Genomic DNA, 24,636 nt, shown 5'->3' on the forward strand with positions numbered 1-24,636 from the left:
GCGACCGAGGCGGCGGCCATGATGCCCACTGCAAAGGGCGGCGAGGTGCGCCAGCCCGATGCGGACTATTTCCATGCGCTCCAGACCGAGGTGAATGACAAGGGCTTCCTGCTCACTTCGACCGAAGACGTGTTCCAGTGGGCACGCACCGGCAGCCTGTGGTGGATGACCTTCGGCCTCGCCTGCTGCGCAGTGGAGATGATCCACGTCAACATGCCGCGCTATGACATGGAGCGGTTCGGTGCCGCGCCGCGCGCCAGCCCGCGCCAGAGCGACCTGATGATCGTCGCCGGCACGCTGTGCAACAAGATGGCCCCCGCGCTGCGCAAGGTCTATGACCAGATGTCGGACCCGAAATATGTGATCAGCATGGGCAGCTGCGCCAATGGCGGCGGCTATTACCATTATTCCTACAGTGTGGTTCGCGGCTGCGACCGGATCGTGCCGGTCGATATCTATGTGCCCGGTTGCCCGCCAACTGCGGAAGCGCTGCTTTATGGCGTGATGCAGTTGCAGCGGAAAATCCGCCGCGAAGGGACGATTGAGCGCTGATATGGCAGTTGTTCACTCCGCCCCGAAATTCGCCAGCAATGAAGGCGTGCGCGATGCGCTGGTCGCCGCATTGGGTGACATGGTCGTGTCTTCGAAGGAAGAGCACGGCGAAATCGTGATCACGGTGAAGCGCGATGCAATCGAAACCGCGCTCAAGCTGCTGCGCGATGGCCACGAATATCAACAGCTGATGGAAATCGCCGGGGTCGACTATCCGCAACGGCCTGAGCGCTTCGAAGTCGTCTACATGCTCCAGTCGCTGACCAGGAATCACCGCGTGATGGTGAAGGTCAACACCGATGAAGCTACGCCGGTGCCGACTGTTACCACGCTATGGCCCAATGCCGGCTGGCTCGAGCGTGAAGTGTTCGACCTTTATGGGGTGACTTTCGCGGGCAATCCTGACCTGCGCCGCATCCTGACCGATTACGGCTTCGAGGGGCACCCGTTCCGCAAGGACTTCCCGCTCACCGGCTATACCGAGCTGCGCTATTCCGAAGAGGAAAAGCGCGTCGTCTACGAACCCGTCGAGCTCGCGCAAGACCTGCGCCAGTTCGATTTCCTCTCGCCCTGGGAAGGCTCCGATTACGTCCTGCCCGGCGATGAGAAGTCGCAAGAGGAGGACAAGAAATGAGCGTGCAGCTCGAACAGTCCCCCACCACCGGTGATGAGGTCATCACCAATTACACGATCAATTTCGGGCCCCAGCATCCGGCCGCGCATGGCGTGCTGCGCATGGTGATGGAGCTGGACGGCGAAGTGATCGAGCGGATCGATCCGCATGTCGGCCTGCTCCACCGCGGGACCGAGAAGCTGATCGAGTACAAGACCTACCTTCAGGCGCTGCCCTATTTCGACCGGCTCGATTACTGCTCGCCGCTGGCGATGGAGCATTCCTATGTGCTCGCGATCGAAAAGCTGCTGAACCTGGAGGTGCCGGAGCGGGCGCAATATTTGCGCGTGCTGTTCGCCGAGCTGACCCGCATCTGCAACCACATGCTCAACATGGGCGCGCATATCCTGGACGTGGGCGCGTTCACCCCGAACCTGTGGATCATGGACCTGCGCGAGGACTGCCTGAATTTCTTCGAGCGGGCTTCGGGCGCGCGCATGCACAGCGCCTGGTTCCGCCCCGGCGGCGTGCATCAGGATGTGCCGGAAAAGCTGCTGGTCGATATCGGCGAATGGCTCGACGGGCGCTTCTTCCCGCTGTTCGAAGACGCGATGAGCCTGGTGATGGACAACCGCATCTTCAAGCAGCGCAATGTCGATATCGCCGTGGTCAGCCGCGATGACGCGGTGGCGTGGGGCTTCAGCGGGCCGATGATCCGCGCGGCGGGCATTCCGTGGGACCTGCGCAAGAGCCAGCCTTACGATGTCTATGACCGGATGGAGTTCGACATCCCGGTCGGCACCAATTCGGACTGCTATGACCGCTTCATGGTGCGCGTGAAGGAAGTCTACGAAAGCGCCAAGATCATGCGGCAGTGCCTGGCGCAGATGCCGGAAGGGCCGATCGCCAGCACCGATGGCAAGGTTTCACCGCCCAAGCGCGGCGAAATGAAGCAGTCGATGGAAGCGCTGATCCACCACTTCAAGCTCTACACCGAAGGCTTCCATGTGCCGGCGGGCGAAGTTTACGTGGCGACTGAAAGCCCGAAGGGCGAATTCGGCGTCTATCTGGTCAGCGACGGCAGCAACAAGCCCTATCGCTGCAAGATCCGCCCGACCGCATTCAGCCACCTGCAAGCGATGGAATTCATGAGCAAGGGACATATGCTGCCTGACGCGACCGCCATCCTCGGCGCGATCGACGTGGTGTTCGGGGAGTGTGACCGCTAATGGCTGACCGTACTCCCGCACCCGATACGCCCGAGCTGCGCGCGCGCTGGGGCTCGTTCGAATGGACGGACGAGAACCGCAAGAAGGCCGACTGGCACATCGCCAAGTACCCGGAAGGGCGCCAGAAATCGGCGGTAATGCCGCTGCTCGATCTCGCTCAGCGCCAGGTTGGCGCGGAAACCGATACGCAGGGCTGGTTGCCGCTGCCGGTGATCGAATATGTCGCAAAATATCTCGACATGCCGGTCATCCGCGTGCTCGAAGTCGCAACCTTCTATTTCATGTACAACATGCAGCCGGTGGGTAAGTACCATGTGCAGGTCTGCGGCACGACGCCGTGCATGCTGCGCGGATCGGACGCGCTGTTCGAAACCTGCAAGAAGCGCGGCATGAGCAAGGGCCATGTCTCCGAAGACGGGCTTTGGACCCTGACCGAAGTCGAGTGCATGGGCAATTGTGCCACCGCGCCGATGGTCCAGATCAATGACGACAATTACGAGGATCTGACGCCCGAGCGTCTGGACGCCGTGCTCGATGCGCTGGCCAGGGGCGAAACGCCCAAGGCCGGTACGCAGGAGCCGGGCCGTCACACCAGCGAGCCCGCCGGTGCGCTCAGCACTTTGAAAGAGATGGTCACCGAAAACCACGATTACCGGGGGGATTGGTGATGAAACTCAATCTCTTCGTCATTCCCGCGAAGGCGGGAATCCAGCTTCAGGCAGTAGTGGCTCCGCTCTGGATCCCCGCTTTCGCGGGGATGACGAGTGCTGGAGGCCAGTCATGAACGGCGGCACTCTCGCATTGATGATCGCGGGTCTCGTTGGTTTTGGCGCAGGCGCATATCTCGCTGCGACGGGATCGCGCGAAGTGGGCATCGTGCTGATGGGCGGTGGCCTGATCTTCCAGGTGCTGACGCTGCGCCAATTGCGCGCGGCCAAAAAGGATCAAAGCGATGCTGGCTGACAAGGACCGCATCTTCACCAATCTCTACGGGTTCCAGCCCTGGAACCTGAAGGCGGCGCAGGCGCGCGGGGATTGGGACAACACCAAGAAACTGCTCGAGCGCGGGCAGGACGCGATCATCCAGGAAATCAAGGATTCCGGCCTGCGCGGGCGGGGCGGGGCAGGCTTCCCCACCGGCCTCAAATGGTCGTTCATGCCGAAGGAATCGCGTGACGGGCGGCCCAGCTTCCTCGTCATCAATGCCGACGAGTCCGAGCCGGGTTCATGCAAGGACCGCGAGATCATCCGCCACGATCCGCACAAGCTGATCGAAGGCGCGCTGGTCGCCGGTTTCGCGATGCGCGCGCGTGCGGCCTATATCTACATTCGCGGCGAATACATCCGCGAGGCCGAGGTGCTGCAGGCGGCGATTGACGAGGCCAATGCGGCCGGACTGATTGGCAAGAACGCCTGCGGTTCGGGCTATGACTTCGATGTGTTCATGCACCGCGGTGCAGGCGCCTACATCTGCGGTGAAGAAACCGCGATGATCGAGAGCCTCGAAGGCAAGAAGGGCCAGCCGCGCCTGAAGCCGCCATTCCCGGCGGGCGCAGGCCTCTATGGCTGCCCGACCACGGTCAACAACGTCGAATCGATCGCGGTCGCGCCCACGATCCTGCGGCGCGGCGCCAGCTGGTTCGCCAGCTTCGGACGCGAGAACAACAAGGGCACCAAGCTGTTCCAGATCAGCGGGCATGTAGAAAAGCCCTGCGTGGTCGAGGAAGCGATGAGCATTCCGTTCCGCGAGCTGATCGAGAAGCATTGCGGTGGCATCACCGGTGGGTGGGATAACCTTCTTGCCGTGATCCCCGGCGGTTCTTCGGTCCCACTGGTTCCTGCCAAGGAAATCATGGACGCGCCGATGGATTTTGACGGGCTGCGCGAGCTTGGCTCCGGCCTCGGCACCGCCGCCGTGATCGTGATGGACAAGTCGACCGACATCGTCCGCGCCATTTCGCGTCTTTCCTACTTCTACAAGCACGAGAGCTGCGGCCAGTGCACCCCGTGCCGCGAGGGTACAGGCTGGATGTGGCGGATGATGGAGCGCCTGCGCACCGGCGATGCGGCGATCGAGGAAATCGACATGCTGCAACAGGTCACCAAGCAGGTTGAAGGCCACACCATCTGCGCGCTGGGCGATGCCGCGGCATGGCCGATCCAGGGCTTGATCCGCCACTTCCGGCCAGAACTGGAACGACGGATACATGAGCACAACGCCAAGTTTGCGGAGGCGGCGGAGTAATGCCTAAGGTCACCGTAGACGGACAGGAAATCGAGGTTCCGGACGGCGCGACCGTCCTGCAGGCGTGCGAGCTTGCGGGCAAGGAAATCCCGCGCTTTTGTTACCACGAGCGCTTAAGTATCGCCGGTAACTGCCGGATGTGCCTCGTCGAAGTTAAGCCGGGGCCGCCCAAGCCGCAGGCATCCTGCGCGCTGCCGACTGCCGAGGGGCAGGAAATCCGCACCGACACCGAGATGGTCAAGAAGGCGCGCGAAGGCGTGATGGAGTTCCTCCTGATCAACCACCCGCTCGATTGCCCGATTTGCGACCAGGGCGGCGAATGCGATCTGCAGGACCAGGCGGTGGCCTATGGCCGTGGCGGTTCGCGCTATGAGGAAAACAAGCGCGCCGTCACCGAGAAATACATGGGTCCGCTGATCAAGACAGTGATGACCCGCTGCATCCACTGCACCCGCTGCGTGCGTTTCAGCGAGGAAATCGCGGGCGTGGACGAAATCGGCGCGCTCTATCGCGGCGAGGACATGCAGATCACCACCTATCTCGAGCAGGCGGCGGCGCATGAGCTTTCCGCCAATGTGATCGACCTGTGCCCGGTCGGCGCGCTCACCTCGCGGCCCTATGCCTTCGAGGCACGCCCGTGGGAGCTCAAGAAGACGCTCAGCATCGACGTTTCCGACGCGGTTGGCGCCAATATCCGGCTCGACAGCCGTGGGCGCGAAGTGATGCGCGCGCTGCCGCGCATCAATGACGACGTCAACGAAGAGTGGCTGTCCGACAAGGGCCGCTACATGGTCGACGGGCTGACCAAGCGCCGCCTGGACAAGGTGTTCATGCGCAAGCGTGGGAAATTGCAGCCCGCCAGCTGGGACGAAGCCTTCAAGGCGATTGCCAAGCAGCTGAAGGGCGCGAAGTCGAGCATCGCGGCGGTCGCGGGCGACATGGTCGATTGCGAGACGATGTTTGCGGCCAAGTCGCTGCTCAAGGCCTGCGGATCGACCCTGATCGAAGGCCGCCAGACCGGCATGGATTACGACGTGTCGAACCTCGCAGCGGTGAACTTCAATTCGACGCTGGCCGGGATCGAGACCGCGGATGCGATCCTGATCGTGGGCAGCCATGTCCGCTGGGAAGCGCCGCTGGTGAACACCCGCCTGCGCAAGGCCGCGAAACGCGGTGCAAAGGTCTATATCATTGGCCCGGCATGGGAACCGACCTTTCATGCGACGTTCCTGGGCAGCGACCTGTCGGTGCTGTCGAACCTGCCCAAGGACCTGGTCAAGCACTTCAAGGAGGCCGAGCGTCCCGCGATCATCATGGGCGGCGCGGCGTTGGCCAAGGGTGCGCTGCATGCGGGCCTGGCCGCGGCGGAAAAGCTCAAAGTGGTCCGTGATGGCTGGAACGGCTTCAACGTGCTGCATTTCTCCGCCGCGCGCATGGGCGGGCTGATGCTCGGCTTCGCGCAAAAGGGCGGGATGAAGGATATCGCAGCCGCCAAGCCCAAGGTGATCCTGAGCCTCGGTGCGGACGAGATGAATTTCGAACCCTTCGCGGACGCCCTCAAGGTCTATATCGGCCACCACGGCGACAAGGGCGCGCATGCGGCGGATATCGTGCTGCCCGCAGCGTCGTTTGCCGAAAAGGATGGCACCTACGTCAATACCGAAGGCCGGGTGCAATTCGCCGAGAAGGCCGTGTTCGCGCCGGGCGACGCGCGCGAAGATTGGACGATCCTGCGCGCGCTGGCCGATGCGCTGGGTGTCAATGTCGGCTTCGACAGCTTTGGCGAATTGCAGGCGGCGATGATCGCTGAGGTTCCGGCGCTCGGCGAAGAAGGCTTGGCCGATTACGGCGCACTGCCCGCTGCGCCCAAGGGGGCGAAGGCCGAAGGCGTGATCGAAGCCTATCCGATTAAGGACTTCTACCTCACCAACCCGATCGCCCGCGCCAGCGCGGTGATGCAGCAGTGCTCAGCAGAATTGCTCCGCGGCGATGAGCTGAAGGAGGCGGCGGAGTGAGCGGCTTCTTCAATTGGCTGGGCGAACTGTTCACATCGCCTACTGCTGCGTTTCAGACAGCGGGGATGTCTTACGAAGCGGCCTGGTTCTCGGCTACCATCCTGCTAATCCTCATAATCGCGCTGCCCGTTATGCTGGCGGTCGCGATGATCATCTATATGGACCGCAAGGTACTGGGCGCGGTGATGCTGCGCCGCGGGCCCAATGTGGTCGGCCCGTTCGGCCTGCTGCAAAGCTTTGCCGATGGCCTGAAGGTGTTTCTGCAGGAAACCATCATCCCCTCTGCCGCAAACAAGGGCATCTTCCTGCTCGCGCCGATCGTGACCTTTACCGTCGCGCTCGCCGCGTGGGCGGTGATCCCGTTCGACGCGAAGATGGTGCTGGCGGACATCAATGTCGGCCTGCTCTACATCCTCGCGATCAGTTCGCTCGGCGTTTACGGCGTGGTGATGGCGGGCTGGGCCTCGAACTCGAAATACCCGTTCTTCTCGGCCATGCGCGCCGCCGCGCAGATGATCAGCTACGAAGTTTCGATCGGCTTTATCCTGGTCTGCGTGGTGCTGTGGGCGGGCACGTTCAACTTGAACGGCATTATCGAGGCGCAGCGCGGCCACGGGCTGGGCGTAGTCAACGGGTTCTTCTTCAACCCGCTGCTGTTCCCAATGTGGGTGGTGTTCTTCATCAGCTGCCTGGCAGAGACCGCACGCGCGCCGTTCGACCTGACCGAGGCCGAATCCGAGCTCGTCGCCGGTTTCCAGACCGAGTATTCCTCGATGAGCTTCGCGCTGTTCTGGCTGGGCGAATACGCCAACATCCTGCTGATGTGCATGCTCAACGCGATCCTGTTCTTCGGGGGCTGGTTGCCGCCGGTGGACTGGGCGCCGCTCTACGCCGTTCCGGGCATCGTCTGGCTGCTGGGCAAGACGCTGTTCTTTTTCTTCCTGTTCAGCTGGATCTGGGCGACCGTGCCGCGCTTCCGCTATGACCAGTTGATGCGGCTCGGGTGGAAAGTCTTCCTGCCGATGAGCCTGATCTTCGTCGCGGTCATTTCGGGCTACCTAATGGCTACCGGTCACTTTGGGGGGCATTCCGCATGAGTACCGTCACCCATCTCATCAAATCGTTCACCTTGTGGGAATTCCTCAAGGCTCACGCTTTGACTTTCAAATACCTTTGGAAGCCGAAGGTGACGATCAACTATCCCTTCGAGAAGAACCCGCTCTCCCCGCGCTTTCGCGGCGAACATGCGCTGCGCCGTTATCCCAATGGCGAGGAACGCTGCATCGCCTGCAAGCTTTGCGAGGCGGTGTGTCCGGCGCAGGCGATCACCATCGAAAGCGAGCCGCGCGAAGACGGCAGCCGCCGCACCACGCGTTATGACATCGACATGACCAAATGCATCTATTGCGGGTTCTGCCAGGAAGCCTGCCCGGTGGATGCGATCGTCGAGGGTCCGAACTTCGAATACGCCACCGAAACACGCGAGGAATTGCTCTACGACAAGGCGAAACTGCTGGCCAACGGGGACAAGTGGGAGCGGGCGATTGCCGCGAACCTTGAAGCCGATGCGCCCTATCGCTAACCGCCGCCGCGAAGAGAAACAGGGGTCATGATCCAAACCTTAGCCTTCTACCTGTTCGCAGGGCTGATGATCGCCAGCGCGCTGCTGGTGATCACCGCGCGCAACCCGGTGCATTCCGTACTGTGGCTGATCCTCGCCTTCTTCAACGGCGCGGGGCTGATGGTCCTTGTCGGTGCCGAGTTCATCGCGATGCTGCTGGTGATCGTCTATGTCGGTGCGGTCGCGGTGCTGTTCCTGTTCGTGGTGATGATGCTGAACATCGATTTCGCCGCAATGCGCGCCGGGTTCATCAAGAATTTCCCGCTGGGACTGCTGATCGCGCTGATCCTGTTCCTTGAGCTGTTTGTCGGCCTGGTTGCCTATAACGCCGGCGGGATTGCGCTGGGCACGCCCGATGGCACGGCTGCACAGGGGCTGGGGCAGAGCAATATCGAAGCGATCGGCGCGCTCTTGTATGGCCGCTACATCTTCCTGTTCGAAGTGGCGGGCATCATCCTGCTGGTGGCGATGATCGGCGCGATCGTGCTGACCCACCGCCAGCGCCCCGATGGTACGCGCGCGCGGCAGGACATCGGCAAGCAGATCCGCCGCCGCCCGGAAGAGGCTACCGTCATGAAGAACCCCGAAGTGGGCAAGGGGGTCGAGCTGTGATTGCTTCCCAAAGCCCGCTCATCCTGAGCCTGTCGAAGGGTGACAGGCGCTCGCACTTCGACAAGCTCAGCACGAGCGATTTCGGGGGTCATTCATGATCGGTATCGAGCATTACATCACCGTCAGCGCGATCCTCTTCGTGCTCGGCGTGCTGGGCATCTTCCTCAACCGCAAGAACGTGATTGTCATCCTGATGGCGATTGAGTTGATCCTGCTCGCGGTGAATATCAACCTCGTCGCGTTCAGCGCTTTCATGAACGATCTGGTGGGCCAGGTGTTCGCGATGTTCGTGCTGACTGTGGCTGCGGCCGAAGCGGCGATCGGGCTCGCGATCCTGGTGATCTATTTCCGTAACCGCGGCACCATCGCGGTCGACGATGCGACGCAGATGAAGGGTTAATCGCGCCATGCATCCGATCCTCTTCATCGTATTCCTGCCCTTGCTCGCGGCCATCGTCGCGGGGCTGGGCAATCGCATGCTGGGCAATACCATCAGCAAGTCGATCACGACCGGTGCGCTGTTCATCAGCTGCGCGCTGAGCTGGCCGATCTTTGTCGGCTTCCTGACCGGCAGCATGGAAGCGAGCGTCGTTCCCGTCCTCAAATGGGTCGAAAGCGGCACGCTGTCATTCGACTGGGCGCTGCGCGTCGACGCGCTGACCGCGGTGATGCTGGTGGTGATCACCACCGTATCCGCGCTCGTGCACCTCTATTCGTGGGGGTACATGGCGGAAGATCCGGATCAGCCGCGCTTCTTCGCTTATCTGTCGCTGTTCACCTTCGCCATGCTGATGCTGGTGACGGCAGACAACCTCGTCCAGATGTTCTTCGGCTGGGAAGGGGTGGGGCTTGCTTCCTATCTCCTGATCGGTTTCTGGTTCAAGAAGCCAACGGCCAATGCCGCCGCGATCAAGGCCTTCGTGGTCAACCGCGTGGGTGACCTTGGCTTCATGCTGGGCATTTTCGGCACTTGGCTGGTGTTCCAGACGACTTCGATTCCCGAGATTCTTGCGGCCGCGCCGGGCATGACCGGATCGACCATCGGCTTCCTCGGCTACCGTCTGCACACGATGGATATTCTTTGCATCCTGCTGTTCATCGGCGCGATGGGCAAATCGGCGCAGCTTGGCCTTCACACCTGGTTGCCGGACGCGATGGAAGGCCCGACGCCGGTTTCTGCGCTGATCCACGCGGCGACCATGGTGACCGCGGGCGTGTTCATGGTCTGCCGCCTCTCACCCATGTTCGAAGCCGCGCCGGTGGCGCTGAGCATGGTCATCTTCGTCGGGGCTGCGACTTGTTTCTTCGCCGCCACGATCGGCACCACCCAGTGGGACATCAAGCGGGTCATCGCCTATTCCACCTGCTCGCAGCTGGGCTACATGTTCTTCGCCGCCGGCGTCGGAGCCTATGGCGCAGCCATGTTCCACCTCTTCACCCACGCCTTCTTCAAGGCGCTGCTGTTCCTTGGCGCGGGCTCGGTGATCCATGCGATGCATCACGAGCAGGACATGCGCTATTACGGCGGCCTGCGTAAGCACATCCCGCTCACCTATTGGGCGATGATGGCGGGCACGCTGGCGATTACCGGTGTGGGCGTGCTGGGCGTGTTCGGCTTTGCCGGCTTCTATTCGAAGGACGCCATCCTGGAGGCCGCCTTTGCGCGCGGCACCACGATGGCAACCTTCGCCTTCTGGGCGGGCGCGGTCGCGGCGCTGCTGACCAGCTTCTACAGCTGGCGGCTCGTCTTCCTGACCTTCTACGGCAAGCCGCGCTGGATCGAGAGCGAGCATATCCAGCATTCGGTCCACAAGACGCCGGAGCAGGCGGGTGAGGACACCACCGGCGGCTATCACCCGCATGAAAGCCCGCTGTCGATGCTGATCCCGCTCGGCGTCCTGACTGTGGGCGCGGTGTTTGCCGGTTTCGTGTTCAAATATCCGTTCATCGACGGCTCGGCAGAGGTTGTGAACGGCGCGTTCTGGGGCGGCTCGATCTATTTCAACGAGAACCTGATCCACGCGCTGCACGGTGTGCCGCTGTGGGTAAAACTGACCGCGACGGTGGTAATGATCCTCGGCTTCGTGACCGCGTGGTTCGCCTATATCAAGGACACCTCGATCCCGGCCAAGTTCGTCGAGCAGTTCCGCGTCGTCCACCGCTTCGTCTACAACAAGTGGTATTTCGACGAGCTCTACAACGTCGTCTTCGTCAAGCCGGCGTTCTGGCTGGGCCGCATCTTCTGGCAAAAGGGCGATGTTGGCACGATCGACCGCTTTGGCCCCAATGGCGCCGCCTGGCTGGTGCAGCAGGGCGCGGTTGTCGCCAAGAAGGTGCAGTCCGGATATCTCAATAGCTACGCGCTGATCATGCTGCTCGGCCTGGTCGCGGCAATTACCTGGGTGCTCTTCTGATGGGCGGGTTTCCGATCCTTTCCGCGATGCTGCTGGTCCCGCTGGTGGCGGGTATCGCCTGCTTCTTCCTTGAGGCGCAGGCTGCGCGGATGACCGCGCTGGTGGCGACGCTGGCCAATTTGGCTCTGGGCGTGGTGCTGTGGCTCAACTTCGATATCGGTGGGCCGCAATGGCAATTTACCGAGACGGCGCCGCTGTTCGCAGGCTTCGAATATGCGCTGGGGATCGATGGCATCGCCCTGATGCTGATCATGCTCAGCGTGTTCCTGATGCCGATCTGCATCCTTGCGAGCTGGGAGGCGATCACCAAGCGCGTCGGTGAATACATGGCCGCCTTCCTGATCATGGAAGTGCTGATGATCGGCGTGTTCGCCGCGCAGGACATGTTCCTGTTCTACATCTTCTTCGAGGCGGGCCTGATCCCGATGTACCTGATCATCGGCGTATGGGGCGGGGACAACCGGATTTACGCCAGCTACAAGTTCTTCCTCTACACGCTGCTCGGCTCGGTCCTGATGCTGATTGCGATGTTCTGGATGGTGAACACCGCCGGCACGTCAGACATCCCCACGCTGATGCAGTATGATTTCCCGCCAGAGGCGCAATTCTGGCTGTGGCTGGCCTTCTTCGCCAGTTTCGCGGTGAAGATGCCGATGTGGCCGGTGCACACCTGGTTGCCCGATGCGCACGTGCAGGCACCCACAGCTGGCTCGGTGATCCTGGCGGGCGTGCTGTTGAAGCTGGGCGGATACGGTTTCATCCGCTTCAGCCTGCCCATGTTCCCCGAAGCAAGCGCGCAGCTGGCCTGGCTGGTCTTCGCGCTGTCGATGATCGCGGTCGTGGTCACCAGCCTGATCGCGCTGGTGCAGCACGACATGAAGAAGCTGATCGCCTATTCCTCGGTCGCGCATATGGCGATTGTGACCGCAGGCCTGTTCGCCTTCAATGTGCAGGGTCTGGAAGGCGCGATGATGATCATGCTGGGCCATGGGCTGGTATCGGGCGCGCTGTTCCTGTGCGTGGGAGTTATCTACGACCGCCTGCATACGCGCGAGATTGCACGTTATGGCGGGCTCTCGATCAACATGCCCTATTACGCCTTGTTCTTCCTGCTGTTCACCATGGCCAGCATCGGCCTGCCCGGCACGAGCAATTTCATCGGCGAATTTTTGGCTCTCGCCGGCATCTACAAGGTTTCGACCTGGGTGGCGTTGATCTGCACCACCGGTATCATCCTGGGGGCGGCCTATATGCTGTACCTCTATCGCCGCGTCGCTTTCGGGGACCAGAGGAACGCCGATGCCGCCGCCATGCTCGACCTTGACAAGCGCGAATGGGCGATGCTCGCCCCGATTGCTGCCGCAGTGCTGTGGATGGGTGTCTATCCGGAAAGCTTCCTCGCCCCGATGCGCCAAGACATCGCCGCGCTCGAAGCGCGCCTCGCGCGCGCCGCGCCTGAAGGAGACAGCCAGCTTGTGATCGGTGAGCCGACCGGCGTGATCGCCAACGAAATGCCCCACGCCAGCGAAGAGCATGAAGCGGAGGGAGCCCACTGATGGACTTTGCAACCTCCTTCGCCCTGATCGCCCCCGAACTCGTTCTCACCGGAACGGGCCTGTTCCTGCTGCTGGTTGCGGCGTGGGGCGGGGACAAGCGCGCACAGCTCAACACCTGGCTGGCATGTATCGGCCTGTTTGTGGCGGGCATCCTGCTGGTGCCGATCCTCCATGACGGCCTGGTCGGTCCGGCAACTTCGGCATTTGGCGACCTTATGCGCGCCGATGCCTTCTCGGCCTTTGCCAAGGCGCTGATCTTCCTTGGCGCGATCGGGTGTTTGCTTGTCGCCCCGCCGCACTTCAACCGCCTCAATGCCATGCGCGCCGAATATCCGGTGCTGATCGTCTTTGCCGCGCTGGGCATGAGCATCATGGTTTCGGCGGGCGATTTCCTGACGCTGTATGTCGGGCTGGAGCTCAACAGTCTTGCGGCCTATGTGCTTGCCTCGATCCTGCGCAATGATGACAAATCGGCTGAAGCAGGCCTGAAGTACTTCGTGCTCGGCGCGCTCGCTTCGGGCATCCTGCTTTACGGCATGAGCCTGCTTTACGGGTTCACCGGCAGCACCAGCTTTGCCGGCGTTTCCGCCGCGATCAGCGGCGAATTGTCGACAGGCGCGCTGTTCGGCGTGGTGTTCGTGCTGGTGGGCCTTGCGTTCAAGATCTCTGCCGTGCCGTTCCACATGTGGACGCCCGATGTCTATGAAGGCGCGCCTACGCCGGTGACGACCTTTTTCGCCACGGCACCCAAGGTCGCGGCCGTCGCGCTCCTTGCTCGCGTGGCACTGGAAGTGTTCGGTAGCCAGGCCGATGCTTGGCGCCAGATCGTGATCTTCCTCGCACTCGCTTCGATCGTAGTCGGCGCATTGGGCGCGATCGGACAGCAGAATATCAAGCGTCTGCTTGCCTTCTCTTCGATCAACAATGTCGGCTTTATCCTGATCGGCCTTGCCGCTGCGACGCCGCAGGGCGCCAGTGCGATGATGGTCTATCTGTGGATCTACATGGCGATGTCGCTGGGCAGCTTCGTGGCCGTGCTGATGCTGAAGGATGCCGACGGCGCCCCGGTCGAGGAAATCTCCAGCATGGCGGGCATGGTGCGCGAGCAGCCGCTGCTGAGCTGGTGCCTGTTCTTCCTGATGCTGAGCCTGGCGGGTATTCCCCCGCTGTTCGGCTTCTGGGGCAAGTTCGTAGTGTTCCAGGCGGCGGTGCAGGCAGACATGATCTGGCTTGCCGCTCTCGGTATTGCTGCGAGCGTGATCGGCGCTTTCTACTACCTCAAGGTCTGCAAGATCATCATGTTCGACGAGTCTGCGGGTGTAGTAACCGGCACAAGCAATGCGAGCCATTGGGCGGTGCTGGGGATCACCTCGCTGATCATTTCGCCGCTGGGTTATTTGCTCACGCCCTCGCTGGGTGACCTCGCAGGCAAGGCGGCAAGCGCGCTGTTCCTGGCGGTGTGATCACCTACGTCGAGCAAACCGGCTCCACCAATGCAGACCTGCTGGCGCGACTTGGCGCGGGCGAGGTTATGCGTGAAGGTGACTGGCTGGTCACCAAACGCCAGCTGGCCGGGCGCGGGCGTCAGGGCCGCACATGGTTCGACGGCGCTGGCAATTTCATGGGCTCGACCGTGGTGCGTCCGGCAGCGAGCGATCCGCCCGCGCATACGCTGGCACTGGTGACGGGCCTTGCAGTTTACGAAGCATTGCTGCCGCTGTGTCCCGATCCTTCATCCTTGATGCTCAAATGGCCCAATGACGTGCTGCTGGCTGGCGCCAAGCTGGCGGGTATCCTGCTCGAATCCGCCAATGGCGCGGTTGTGGTGGGGATTGGCGTCAACCTGCGCTCTGCTCCCGATCTGCCCGATCGCAAGACAATTGCCCTGTCGCAGGTAACGACACCGCCTTTGCTGGAGGATTTCGCGCAAGCCCTCGCAAAGTCGTTCGATGCCGAACTCGAACGCTGGCGCAGCCATGGCACAGAGCTGCTGCTGCGGCGTTGGCAGGCAGCCGCGCATGGGCAGGGGACACAGCTCAAGGTCCACGATCCCGCGGGCGGGGTCGTCAGCGGCGCGTTTGCCGGGCTCGATGCCAGCGGCGCCTTGCTGTTGCGGCTTGCGGATGGCAAGACGCACACCGTCCACGCGGGTGACGTGGTGATCGATTAAGGAACGGGCGATGTTGCTGGCAGCCGATGTCGGAAATACCAATGTGGTCTTCGCGCTATTCGATGGGAGCGAAATCAAAGCGCGTTGGCGCATCGCCACCGATCCGCGCCGCACCGGTGACGAATATGCCGTGTGGCTGCTGCAATTGCTCAGCATCGAAGGTGTCGACAAGAGCGCGATCAAGCAGATCATCGTCGGCTCGGTGGTGCCGCGTGCGGTCCACAATCTGACTGTGCTGGCAGAGAAATATTTCGGGGTTACGCCGCTGATCGCCGGGCAGGGCGATGCCGACTGGGGCATCGCGGTGGATGTGGACGAGCCGCGCTCGCTGGGGGCGGACCGTGCGCTCAATGCCATCGCTGCGCACGCGAAATATGAAGGCGATTTGATCGTCATCGATTTCGGCACCGCGACGACCTTTGACGCGATCGATTTCACCGGCGCCTACAAGGGCGGGATTATTGCGCCGGGCATCAACCTGTCGCTTGATGCGCTGGTCAACAATACCGCGAAACTGCCGCGCATCGCGATCCGCAATCCCGGCAGTGACAGCGTGATCGGGCGCAACACCGAAGACCAGATGCTGATCGGCGTGTTCTGGGGTTATGTCGCCATGATGGAAGGGCTGATCGCCCGCATGCGCGATCAGATTGGCCGGCCGGCCAAGGTTGTCGCCACCGGAGGGCTGGCCATCCTGTTTGACGAACATACCGACATTTTTGACGCGGTTGACGCCGATCTGACGCTGGAAGGGCTCGCCATCCTTGCAGGGCGCGCCAAGGGCTGACACAGGCCACTCATGAAAAAGGATTTTACCCCGGAACAGGAGTTGCTGTTCCTTGCGCTAGGTGGATCGGGCGAGATTGGCATGAACGTCAATCTCTATGGCTGCAACGGCAAATGGCTGATGGTCGATCTGGGAATGACCTTCTCAGGCGAGGAATATCCGGGAATCGACCTGGTCTTTGCCGATCTCGAATTCATTGAAGAACGCGCCAAGGACCTGCTCGGTATCGTGCTGACGCATGGGCATGAGGATCATATCGGCGCAGTGCCCTATTTCGCGGCTGACCTGGGCGTGCCGCTGTATGCCACGCCGTTCACTGCAGAACTGGTCCGCCGCAAGCTGGAAGAGGCAGGGCTGGAGGATTCGATCGATCTCTACGTCATCGAGGATGACCACGGCGAATTCAGCCTCGGCCCGTTCAACATTACCTATATCCCGCTGGCGCACTCGATTGCCGAAGGCAATGCGTTGCTGATCGATACGCCCTACGGCCGCATCTTTCACACTGGCGACTGGAAGCTCGACGAAGAGCCGATCATCGGTGAGCCCACCACCGAGGAGGAACTCGCCGCGATCGGCGATGAAGGCGTGCTGGCACTCGTGTGCGATCTGACCAATGTGTTCAACCCCAAACCCAGCGGATCCGAAGGGGCGGTGTACCGCTCGCTGATGGAAGAGGTGGCGAGGCATGGCGGCAGGCGAGTGGTGGTCACCACTTTTGCCTCCAACGTTGCCCGTCTTCAGACACTGGGTGATGTCGCGCGCGAAACCGGGCGCCAGCTGTGCGTGGCGGGTCGCTCGCTCGACCGGATCATCTCGGTGGCGCAGGAAAACGGCTATCTGCAGGACTTCCCCGAAACCGTCGATTTCGACACGGCGATGGGCCTGCCTCGCGGTGAAGTGCTGATCATCGCGACCGGTGGTCAGGGCGAGCCGCGCGCTGCACTCGCGCGCATTGCCGAGGGCAATCATCCGATCGAGCTGGTGCCGGGCGATGTGATCCTGTTCTCAAGCCGGCAGATCCCGGGCAATGAGCTGTCGATCGGGCGGGTGATGAACCAGCTCGCCGCACGGGGTATCGTGATGGTGACCGATCGCCAAAGCGCAATCCATGTTTCCGGGCACCCGGGGCGCCCCGAACTCGAAGCACTTTATGGCTGGCTACGCCCGGAAATCCTCGTCCCGGTCCATGGCGAAATCCGCCACATGCATGAGCAAGCCCGGCTCGGGAAGGCCAATGGCATTCCGGTCAACATCGTTCAGAGCAATGGCGATATCGTTCGCCTTGCGCCCGGCGCTCCGGGAAAACTGGCGGAAGTACGGGCAGGGCGGCTTGTGCTTGATGGCGACATCATTGCGCCCGCGGATGGCGAGGCAGTCACCATGCGGCGGCGGATCGCGCGTGACGGCCTCGTTTTCGTCGTGCTTGACCAGAGGCTTGAGCCGGTGATCGAAGCGCTGGGCCTGCCGCTCGATGAAGACATGCCTGCCTTCATCCTCGAAGCGGTCGAGGATGTGCGCAGCGCCATCGGCAGCTTGCGCGGGTCGGCAGCACGCGACCGTGAGACGGTGAAGGAAGCCGCACGGCTTGCTGCCCGCCGCTGTGCGCAGCGCTGGTCGGGCGTAAGCCGCAGGTGCGGGTCATGATGTTGGGTGAAGCACAATGATGCAGTGGACCTCCATCCTTGCGATCTATGCCTTGTTCTGGGTGATGACGGCTTTTGTCATGCTGCCGTTCGGCGTGAAGACGCATGATGAGGCGGGAATTGAGAAAATTCCGGGGCAGGCGGACAGCGCGCCGGCAAATTTCCAGCCGGGCCGCCACGCGCTGCGCGCGACTTTCATTGCGGCGATCCTGACCGGGCTTTACGTGCTCAATTACCAATATGGCTGGATAACGGCGCAGGATCTGAATTTCTTTCCAGAGCCACCGGGGTCCGCAGAAACGTCAAGCTAGATCAGCTGCGCAGGCGTTCGATCGACTGTGCTAGGGCGACGTAGAGTTTGCCCATGTCCGAACTCAGCAGCGTAACGCCCAGCGCATTGCCGTCCCTGGTCGACAGCACCGAACGCAGCATGCTCTCGAAATCATGGATGTAACGGCTGACATGCTCGCGGAAATCGTCATCTGCTTCGTATAGTTCCAGGATCTCGCGTGCTTCCGCATTGTCGACGAGGCGAACGGCACGGCGCGTGAAAATCCCGCGATCGCCCTTCAGGTAGGCTGCCCATGCGGTGTCGGTGACATCCTGCGACAGCCCCTTCGAGATATCGATCGCGTTGGAATTGAGGCTTTCGGTGATCAATGCGATCCGCCGCGAGAAATCATTGTCGACCTGTTCCTGCGCCTGTTCGCGTGCGCGGGCAACGCGCTGCTCCAGATTGCCGGCCAGTTCGTTCACCTTGGCCAGCTGGTCGCGCAGGCTGGTTGTGATTTCACGCCCGGTTTCAGAGACGCGAAGATTCGCCTGTTCGATCCGCTCGACCGCGTGCACGCTTTCCTCGCGCAGTGACTGTTCGATCGCTGCGCTGGCCTTGGCCCCGATGGCACGAGCAAGCCCCACAAGCCGCTCGTTCGCGCCGCTTTCAAGCGCGGCAAAGGCGTGCCGGGTGGCTTCCTCAAGCTGGACAATCGCGGCGCGCAGTTCATCGCTGGCGCGCTCGGAAACCCGCTCGCTTTCGCCCTCGATCTCGCCCAGCGCTTCGCGCACGGCGGCAAGGCGCGTCAAGCTCTGATCGGCGCCCTCGGCAAGGCGCGCGGTCAGCGACGAGATCTTCTGCTCGGTTTCATCGAGCGATTGCTGGGTGGTGATGACGTAGTCCGACAAGCTGCTGCCACCGTCGCGTGCCGCCTCGACTGTGCCTTTGAGCATGACGGCCCGTTGCTCCACGTCGCTTAGTTGGCTAGCTGCTTTTCCGATCGCTGCCGGCAGCGCTTCGCGGGTTTCACGCGCGCCCGACTGGATGATTTCGAGCAGTCGGATGCCGGATTCGGTCAATTCTGACAGGGTTGCGCCGGTGGTTGCCAGTTCTTGCCGGCTCGACTCAAGCCGGGACGAGATATCGCCAAGCCCGCCTGCCAGGCTGCTGCGGGTCTGCTCGGCCTGCACGGTCACGCTGTCCAGGAGCGCGCCAAGCTGGTCGAGCTGGGCCGAAACTTCCGAGCCATGGGTGACCAATTGCTGAAGCCTGGTCATTTGCGCCTCGGTGCGTTCCGATAGCATCTCGTCGAGCTCGGTCAGGCGCTGCGCCAACACTTCGCTTGCCTGAGCCTCGCGCAGGTCGAACTCGTCCTGACGGCGAGCGATATTCTCCGCAAACTTCGCGTCGTGCGCAGCCAGCTTGGCGACAACGGCTTCGCTTTCCTGCTCCAGCGCCTCGACCCGGCGGCGCCCGGCGGCAACGGCGTGCTGGTCAAGCTGGTCGATCTTGCCGATAACCTTGGTAAGGTCGGTATGCAGCCGATCGCGATGGCTATCCATCAGCGATGCAGCGTTGTGCTGCGCCTGGTCGAGCGCAGCGCTGACGCCCTGCATTTCCTCGCGCAAGCGCGCAATCTGCGCTTCAAAGCCGGCAATCCGCGCCACTTCCTCGCGTTCGAACTCGCTCGCCAACTGGCTGACCAGATACTTGAGTTCGTCCGCCCGGCCGCGCATTGCAGCCAGCGCGCTGACTTCGCGCCCGTCAAGCTCGACCCGGAATTCGTCGCTCTTTTCGGCCAGCGCCGCGAATCGGGCAGTGGTCGCCTGATCGACCGCGGCGAGTTCCTGCTCGAATTTTGCCAGCGTGGTTTCGACCTGTTGCGACAGAGTGGCTACTTGCGCCCCGCTTGCTTGCCCGAATTCATTGAGCCGTTCGAAGCCGGCGACCAGCTTGTCGAGCTGGTCATGCGCGATGCGGCCTGCCTGGCCAATCTGGTTGGAGACGTCGCGCGTAGAGGCCGCAATGACCGGTAAGTCATCGCGCAATTTCGCCATATTCGCCAACGCCGTATCGCTGACAGTTGCGATTGCTTCGACCTGAGCACCATTGGTTTGCACTAGCGATTGCAGTTCACTCGCATGGGTCGATAACCGGTCGCTGGCGATCCGTCCGAAGGATTCCAACTCGCGCGACTGCGCGGCGAGGAACTCACGCGCCAGTGAAAGCTCTCGGTTCACGATGGTCATGCGATTTTCCAGCGCGGTCGCCTCTTGCCGCAGGAGCAGTGCCGTATCCCCGAACCTGACGGCTTCGCGGCGGCTCAGCCGCATGGCCAGCAGCCAGATCGAGCAGACGAGCAGGGTGGGGATCGCCCAATTGACCAGCAACACCACCGCGCCTTGCGGTTCTGTTCCGGCACGCAATTCAGACTGGAACGTCCAGGCGAAGAATGCCGTCCAGCCCGCAATCGCAAGGATGGCGGCTGTCGGAACCAGCCAGTCAATCCACCGGCGGCGCGGGGCGGGATCTTCTACCAGATCGCTCCACTCTTCCTCCAGCGTAACTGGCTCTTCGCCTTGCGCCGCGGCAGTTGCTTCCGGCGCGTCCTGCGTTCCCTCACGGCCCACGGCCCGGATATGCGATCCATTGGTCATTCGGGGAATCTAGCTGAATTTGAAAAAGGATAAACCCCGCTTTAACCCTTGTTCGCATATCGCCGTGGGCATGGCTTATGAAAGCGGATCCCTGGATGCGACACTGGCAGCGGCGGCGGGCGAAGATATTGCCCTGCTGGCCGAATTGCGCGGCGCGCTGGTCGAAAGCGCCGAGCGCCAGCTTGACCTGCTGCGCCGGGCCCGTTGCGACGGCAATTGGCAGGTCGCGGCAATGCGGCTCAAAGGGCTGGCAGCCACGTTTCACGCGGAAGAATTGCTCACCGCTTCTGAAGAGGCGCTTGCGGCCGTTCCCGGCGAACCGGGAGCGCTGCGCCGTATCGAGCAGGCCATCCAGCATCTTGGTGGCCCGGGCACCCGCCCGAATTTCGCCTGATCGCCTGAGCAAAGCCGCAATCGCCCGCTTGGCAGGCGTGGCTTGCTCCGCTTATGGTTCCTCTATCAGACGGGGGAACCGCCGCGATGCGCAGCGCATTGCTATCGACACTGGAGACAACGCAGGCAGGCAGGCCGCGCGCTTTTGAGCGCCTTGGCGGGCGGCCGCTGATCGCATGGCAGGTCGATCTGGCGCGGGATCTCGGCTGCCAGCGGATAATCTGCCTGGCGGAGCGTGAAACCGAGGCGCTAGGTGATTTGCGCGAGCAGGTCGAGGCCGAGGGTCTGGATTTCCAGCTTGTCCGCGGACCTTTGCCTTTGGTGAGCCTGCTATCGGCCGACCAGGAACTGGCCGTCTTCGCTGACGGCCTGGTGGCCGATCGTGGAACGCCTGGCAAGTGCGTTCAACAGCACGCGCGGGGTGCTGGCGCTGCCGGCAGAGGAGGGGCTGGCAGTCGGTTTCGAGCGAATCGACGCAGACCATGCCTGGGCCGGGGTGCTCGTGGCGCGTGCTCGGATCGTCGAACAACTGGCCGAGATGCCGCCTGATAGCGACACCATATCGGTCTTGTTGCGCCTGGCATTGCAGGCCGGGACCCCGCTCATTCCGCTTCAAGCCGAGGTAGTGCACAACGGCGAGTGGCTGCTGGTGACCGAGCGCGCGGCCCTGGCGCAGCGGGAACAAGCGTTACTCGATCGGAGTGTCGAAAGTGAGCTGTGGCTCGCGCCCGGGATTGCGGCGAGCAGCCGGGTGGCCCGGCGCCTTGCCCCTGATGCGCTGGAGCGCGGGCCGGCATACGCTTTCGCTACAGGTGGCCTCGGGCTGGTCGGCGCGCTCGCCCTGGCCCAATTCTCCATGCCGGTAGCGGGCTTATTGGTGTTCGCGCTCGCCGCATTTGCCCTTGGTATTGGTGGGGTACTGGATCGCCTAAAGGCCCGCTTGCGTGGCGTCGGCAAGAGCGCCGGGCGAACCGATTGGCGGCGATTGGCTCTCGATGGCGTCCTTGCCGCCCTGCTGGCCATGCCGCTGGAGCAGGGGAATTTGCCGGAGCGTTTCTTCCTTCCCGTGATGCTGCTCGCACTGCTGCGGCTCGCCGAAACGCTTGCGCCTGAGCGGTGGCGCGCCAGTTGGCAGGATCGCATCCTGCTTGGTGCTCTTTTGCTTCCGGCAGCGTGGTTTGGCGTGCTGGATCAGGCACTTGCGGTATTCTGCTTATTGACTGTCGGCTCATGCCTGTTTTTTCGCGGAAAAATTGAGATAACGCGCGCTTAACCAAGCCGCGCTATGAGCAGGCGATGAGCGAGGCTGTGATGACACCACAGGAAGACACGCGGGCAAGCGACGCCTTGCGCCAGGAACTGGCGCGGGGCGACCATGCGCTTGCCGGCGTCGCGCCGGTGTTGAGCCATTTGCTCGCATCCACCGGACAGGCATTTGTCAGCGAAGACGTGCTGGCGCGGATGCGCGGGATGCTGGCTGATCTTGCCCGGCAGGTGCTTGGTGCGCAGGCCGCTGCGGCCGGTTCTGCGACGCCGCCGTCAGCCGATGCCGTGGCGGACCTCGCCGGACGGTTTGCGGCCAGCAGCATCCTGGTAAGCCATTGTTACGCAACGGCGATGGAATGCCAGTTGGGTGAACGGCTCGAACGAAGCGCAGCAATCGACCAGGTGCTTACCCCCTTGCTGCAGGAGCTGATCGCGTCGGCTGACGAGCATGTGGCAGAGCTCGCGATGACGACGATGAGCGCGCAGGCAAGGTTCGTGCAGGCCCAGCGGCGCATGGCGCTGCCGCTGACGGAGCTTCCGGCAGAACTGTTCCTGGAAACGCTCTCGATTGCGCAAGCCGCCGCGACCGGCGAGAGCGCAGAGCCTGCAGCACGGGCCGCCCAACAGCTACGCGAAGGCTTTGACGAGAGCCAGGCGAGGCTGGGGTTGCTCATTCGCCTGGTCGGGACCATGGCGGGCGGGGTGCGCGCTGCACTTGATCTCGAGCATGCCGGGCTGGCACTTTTCGCGACTGCATTGGCGCGCCTTTCGCAGCAACCGCGCGAGCTGGCGATCCTTTCTTGCCACGAACGCCAGCAAGTGCGCCTTGCCCTGGCACTGAAAGCTGCCGGGTTGAAGACGACCGACATCGCGCGCCAGTTTGCGCTGATCCATCGCGATTTCAGCCTGCCGGGCGGCATCGACGAAATTTCTCCGGAGCAGGCGGCGGCCCTGCTCAAAGGGACTGCTGCGGGGCGCGGACGTTAGGAACATGGTCGCACCCAATGCCTTGTTGGCCGCGCGCGGCATGACCGATGGCGACGATCGCCTCGTCACCGCCGATCAGCCGCTTGCCGAACTGCAGCAGCGCTGCGGCGGGCAGGTGCCGGGGCGGCTTGCCGTACCCGAATTGCTCGTCCTGGTGCGGCATGCCCGCCACTTGGGGCTGCGCCTCGCGCGGGAGTTCGCGGCCCGCGACGGGGAAGGGCAGATTTCGGGTTTCGTCAGGATCAACCCGGTGCAGCCGGAACGCGGGGAAGGCTGCGAAATCCTGATCGAGAATTGGCGCCGCGAGGGCCTTGGCAGCGAAGACGATCGCGATGCGGCGGAGCGGCAGGATGCAATCGATCGGGCAACTGCGGAATTCACCGCCCGGCTCGACAGCAAGCAACGCCTGCTGGCGGCCGAGGGGATTGCCGCCGATCTGGCTCAGTTGATCGCCGAGACGAGGCAGCATGCCGGGAAACCATGGGTCGAATATGTCGAGCTGGTAGGAATATCGCATCGCCAGCCGCTCCATTGGCGGCTGCTTGACGGAGCGAAGTGTCGCGTGCCGGGTTCGCCGCGCGACTGGCATGCGCGCTTGATCCCGCTGGGAATTGAGGCCGCGATGCCGCGCGGCTTTGAACTTCTCCTCATCGCGGCGCAGGCGTCGCCCTTGCCAGCCAGAGCGGGTGAAACGAAGGCGCCGGGCGGATCAAACCTGATCGGTGCTGCGCTGATGCCGGCCTTGCGTGAACCGGTGGGCAGGATCATGGCCAACGCCGAAACGATCCGCTCGCGCCTCGCTGGGCCCCTGCGCGAGGAATATACAGCTTACGCCGGGGACATTGTCGCAGCCGGGAAGCACCTTTCAGCTCTGCTCGACGATCTGGGTGATCTCGAGGCTGTCGAAGCGCCCGGATTTAACGCCGCAGCGGAGGCCATCGATCTGGCACAACTGGCGCGAGATGCAGGGGGGATTCTCTCGGCAAAGGCGCTTGAAAAGCGGATCGAACTGGTCGTTCCGGCCGACGATGTGGCCTGCGCAGCCAGCGGCGAAGCGCGGCGAGTGCTGCAGGTGCTGCTCAATCTGGGCGGCAATGCCATCAATTATTCGCCGGTCGAAAGCCGGGTAGAGCTTTCGGTTGGCGCCTGGCGCGGCGGACGACCGAGCATCAGCGTGCGCGATCAGGGGCCTGGCCTAAGCCGTGAGCAACAGCAGCGCGCCTTTGTGAAGTTCGAACGGCTCGGCCGCTCTGGCGACGGTGGATCGGGGCTTGGTCTCTACATTTCGCGCCGCCTGGCCGAAGCGATGGGCGGCGAACTGGTGGTAGAAAGCGAGCAAGGCAAGGGCGCCTGCTTCACGCTCGTCCTGCCCAAGCAAAAGCCGGAAGCCTAACGCGCGATCCGGCCCGAACTCCACAGCAGGATCGCGCCGACCAGCACGGTGATACCGCCGTAAAGGGCCCAGCTGCGATCGGCCAGCATGAAGCTGCTGGCAGGCCACATGACGATGCCGAGGCCCTGCAAGGTCCACAGCCCGCCGGACAGGACCAGCGCGACCCCGAACACCTGAAGGGCAATTTTGAGGATGCGCTTTCCCAT

The 24,636-nt window shown here is 62.7% G+C and carries 22 protein-coding genes and 2 pseudogenes; 22 read left to right on the top strand and 2 right to left on the bottom strand.

Features of this window, described 5'->3' with window-relative positions; translation table 11 throughout:
- The first annotated feature begins 18 nt into the window (after positions 1-18).
- The 18 genes and pseudogenes from G6N82_RS00570 to G6N82_RS00655 all read left to right on the top strand — a co-directional run bounded on the left by G6N82_RS00570 (position 19) and on the right by G6N82_RS00655 (position 17,771).
- Complete coding sequence (locus G6N82_RS00570) at positions 19-552, top strand: NADH-quinone oxidoreductase subunit B (RefSeq protein ID WP_165197801.1); 534 nt, start codon at positions 19-21, stop codon at positions 550-552.
- 1 nt (position 553) lies between these two features.
- A pseudogene (locus tag G6N82_RS00575) lies at positions 554-1,165 on the top strand (NADH-quinone oxidoreductase subunit C); the annotation flags it as partial.
- Positions 1,166-1,182: 17 nt separating this feature from the next.
- Entirely contained in the window at positions 1,183-2,394 is a 1,212-nt protein-coding gene (locus G6N82_RS00580) for an NADH-quinone oxidoreductase subunit D (protein ID WP_165192743.1), read from the top strand.
- Complete coding sequence (gene nuoE / locus G6N82_RS00585; RefSeq protein ID WP_165192745.1) at positions 2,394-3,062, top strand: NADH-quinone oxidoreductase subunit NuoE; 669 nt, start codon at positions 2,394-2,396, stop codon at positions 3,060-3,062. The genes G6N82_RS00580 and nuoE overlap by 1 nt, the downstream gene beginning before the upstream one ends.
- 112 nt (positions 3,063-3,174) lie before the next feature.
- The gene (locus tag G6N82_RS00590) at positions 3,175-3,357 is read left to right on the top strand and encodes a hypothetical protein (RefSeq protein WP_165192747.1); all 183 of its coding nucleotides are present in this window, start codon (positions 3,175-3,177) and stop codon (positions 3,355-3,357) included.
- A complete protein-coding gene (gene nuoF, locus G6N82_RS00595; protein ID WP_165192749.1) occupies positions 3,347-4,639 on the top strand; it encodes an NADH-quinone oxidoreductase subunit NuoF in 1,293 nt (430 codons plus the stop codon). The genes G6N82_RS00590 and nuoF overlap by 11 nt, the downstream gene beginning before the upstream one ends.
- On the top strand, positions 4,639-6,654 hold the full coding sequence (nuoG, locus tag G6N82_RS00600) for an NADH-quinone oxidoreductase subunit NuoG (RefSeq protein ID WP_165192751.1): 2,016 nt from the start codon (positions 4,639-4,641) through the stop codon (positions 6,652-6,654). The genes nuoF and nuoG overlap by 1 nt, the downstream gene beginning before the upstream one ends.
- A gap of 65 nt (positions 6,655-6,719) precedes the next feature.
- The gene (gene nuoH / locus G6N82_RS00605) at positions 6,720-7,751 is read left to right on the top strand and encodes an NADH-quinone oxidoreductase subunit NuoH (protein WP_165197803.1); all 1,032 of its coding nucleotides are present in this window, start codon (positions 6,720-6,722) and stop codon (positions 7,749-7,751) included.
- A complete protein-coding gene (gene nuoI / locus G6N82_RS00610) occupies positions 7,748-8,236 on the top strand; it encodes an NADH-quinone oxidoreductase subunit NuoI (protein ID WP_165192753.1) in 489 nt (162 codons plus the stop codon). Before nuoH ends, nuoI begins: the two co-directional genes overlap by 4 nt.
- A 27-nt stretch (positions 8,237-8,263) precedes the next feature.
- Positions 8,264-8,887: an NADH-quinone oxidoreductase subunit J gene (locus G6N82_RS00615; protein ID WP_165192755.1), complete on the top strand. Its 624-nt coding sequence runs from the start codon at positions 8,264-8,266 to the stop codon at positions 8,885-8,887.
- Between the two features lie 94 nt (positions 8,888-8,981).
- Entirely contained in the window at positions 8,982-9,287 is a 306-nt protein-coding gene (nuoK, locus tag G6N82_RS00620; RefSeq protein ID WP_165192757.1) for an NADH-quinone oxidoreductase subunit NuoK, read from the top strand.
- A 7-nt stretch (positions 9,288-9,294) separates the two neighbouring features.
- Positions 9,295-11,301: an NADH-quinone oxidoreductase subunit L gene (gene nuoL / locus G6N82_RS00625; RefSeq protein WP_165192759.1), complete on the top strand. Its 2,007-nt coding sequence runs from the start codon at positions 9,295-9,297 to the stop codon at positions 11,299-11,301.
- The gene (locus G6N82_RS00630; RefSeq protein WP_165192761.1) at positions 11,301-12,857 is read left to right on the top strand and encodes an NADH-quinone oxidoreductase subunit M; all 1,557 of its coding nucleotides are present in this window, start codon (positions 11,301-11,303) and stop codon (positions 12,855-12,857) included. The genes nuoL and G6N82_RS00630 overlap by 1 nt, the downstream gene beginning before the upstream one ends.
- On the top strand, positions 12,857-14,320 hold the full coding sequence (nuoN, locus tag G6N82_RS00635) for an NADH-quinone oxidoreductase subunit NuoN (RefSeq protein WP_165192763.1): 1,464 nt from the start codon (positions 12,857-12,859) through the stop codon (positions 14,318-14,320). The genes G6N82_RS00630 and nuoN overlap by 1 nt, the downstream gene beginning before the upstream one ends.
- On the top strand, positions 14,317-15,027 hold the full coding sequence (locus G6N82_RS00640) for a biotin--[acetyl-CoA-carboxylase] ligase (RefSeq protein WP_165192765.1): 711 nt from the start codon (positions 14,317-14,319) through the stop codon (positions 15,025-15,027). The genes nuoN and G6N82_RS00640 overlap by 4 nt, the downstream gene beginning before the upstream one ends.
- Positions 15,028-15,037: 10 nt before the next feature.
- Complete coding sequence (locus G6N82_RS00645; RefSeq protein WP_165192767.1) at positions 15,038-15,814, top strand: type III pantothenate kinase; 777 nt, start codon at positions 15,038-15,040, stop codon at positions 15,812-15,814.
- Positions 15,815-15,826: 12 nt separating this feature from the next.
- Positions 15,827-17,481: pseudogene (locus tag G6N82_RS00650) on the top strand (ribonuclease J).
- Positions 17,481-17,771, top strand: coding sequence for a DUF1467 family protein (locus G6N82_RS00655; protein ID WP_165197805.1), 291 nt, complete (start codon positions 17,481-17,483; stop codon positions 17,769-17,771). The pseudogene G6N82_RS00650 and the gene G6N82_RS00655 overlap by 1 nt, the downstream one beginning before the upstream one ends.
- A 1-nt stretch (position 17,772) precedes the next feature.
- On the opposite strand, the gene G6N82_RS00660 is transcribed toward G6N82_RS00655, so the two are convergent.
- The gene (locus G6N82_RS00660) at positions 17,773-20,391 is read right to left on the bottom strand and encodes an ATPase (RefSeq protein WP_165192769.1); all 2,619 of its coding nucleotides are present in this window, start codon (positions 20,389-20,391) and stop codon (positions 17,773-17,775) included.
- A 70-nt stretch (positions 20,392-20,461) separates the two neighbouring features.
- Between G6N82_RS00660 and G6N82_RS00665 the strand changes: the two genes are divergently transcribed.
- From G6N82_RS00665 to G6N82_RS00680, 4 genes are all read left to right on the top strand, one after another.
- Positions 20,462-20,785, top strand: a complete 324-nt coding sequence (locus tag G6N82_RS00665) for an Hpt domain-containing protein (protein ID WP_165192771.1) — start codon at positions 20,462-20,464, stop codon at positions 20,783-20,785.
- Positions 20,786-21,166: 381 nt separating this feature from the next.
- Positions 21,167-22,057 carry a hypothetical protein gene (locus tag G6N82_RS00670; protein ID WP_165192773.1) on the top strand — a complete coding sequence of 297 codons (891 nt, stop codon included), beginning with the start codon at positions 21,167-21,169 and terminating at the stop codon, positions 22,055-22,057.
- 23 nt (positions 22,058-22,080) lie between these two features.
- Positions 22,081-23,037: a hypothetical protein gene (locus G6N82_RS00675; protein ID WP_165192775.1), complete on the top strand. Its 957-nt coding sequence runs from the start codon at positions 22,081-22,083 to the stop codon at positions 23,035-23,037.
- A gap of 4 nt (positions 23,038-23,041) precedes the next feature.
- Positions 23,042-24,430: a HAMP domain-containing sensor histidine kinase gene (locus tag G6N82_RS00680; RefSeq protein WP_165192777.1), complete on the top strand. Its 1,389-nt coding sequence runs from the start codon at positions 23,042-23,044 to the stop codon at positions 24,428-24,430.
- Here G6N82_RS00680 and G6N82_RS00685 read toward each other — a convergent pair.
- The gene (locus tag G6N82_RS00685) at positions 24,427-24,636 is read right to left on the bottom strand and encodes a hypothetical protein (RefSeq protein ID WP_165192779.1); all 210 of its coding nucleotides are present in this window, start codon (positions 24,634-24,636) and stop codon (positions 24,427-24,429) included. The two genes, G6N82_RS00680 and G6N82_RS00685, sit on opposite strands and share 4 nt — an antisense overlap.

The sequence above is a fragment of the Altererythrobacter sp. BO-6 genome (assembly GCF_011047315.1).
Taxonomy (GTDB): Bacteria; Pseudomonadota; Alphaproteobacteria; order Sphingomonadales; family Sphingomonadaceae; genus Erythrobacter.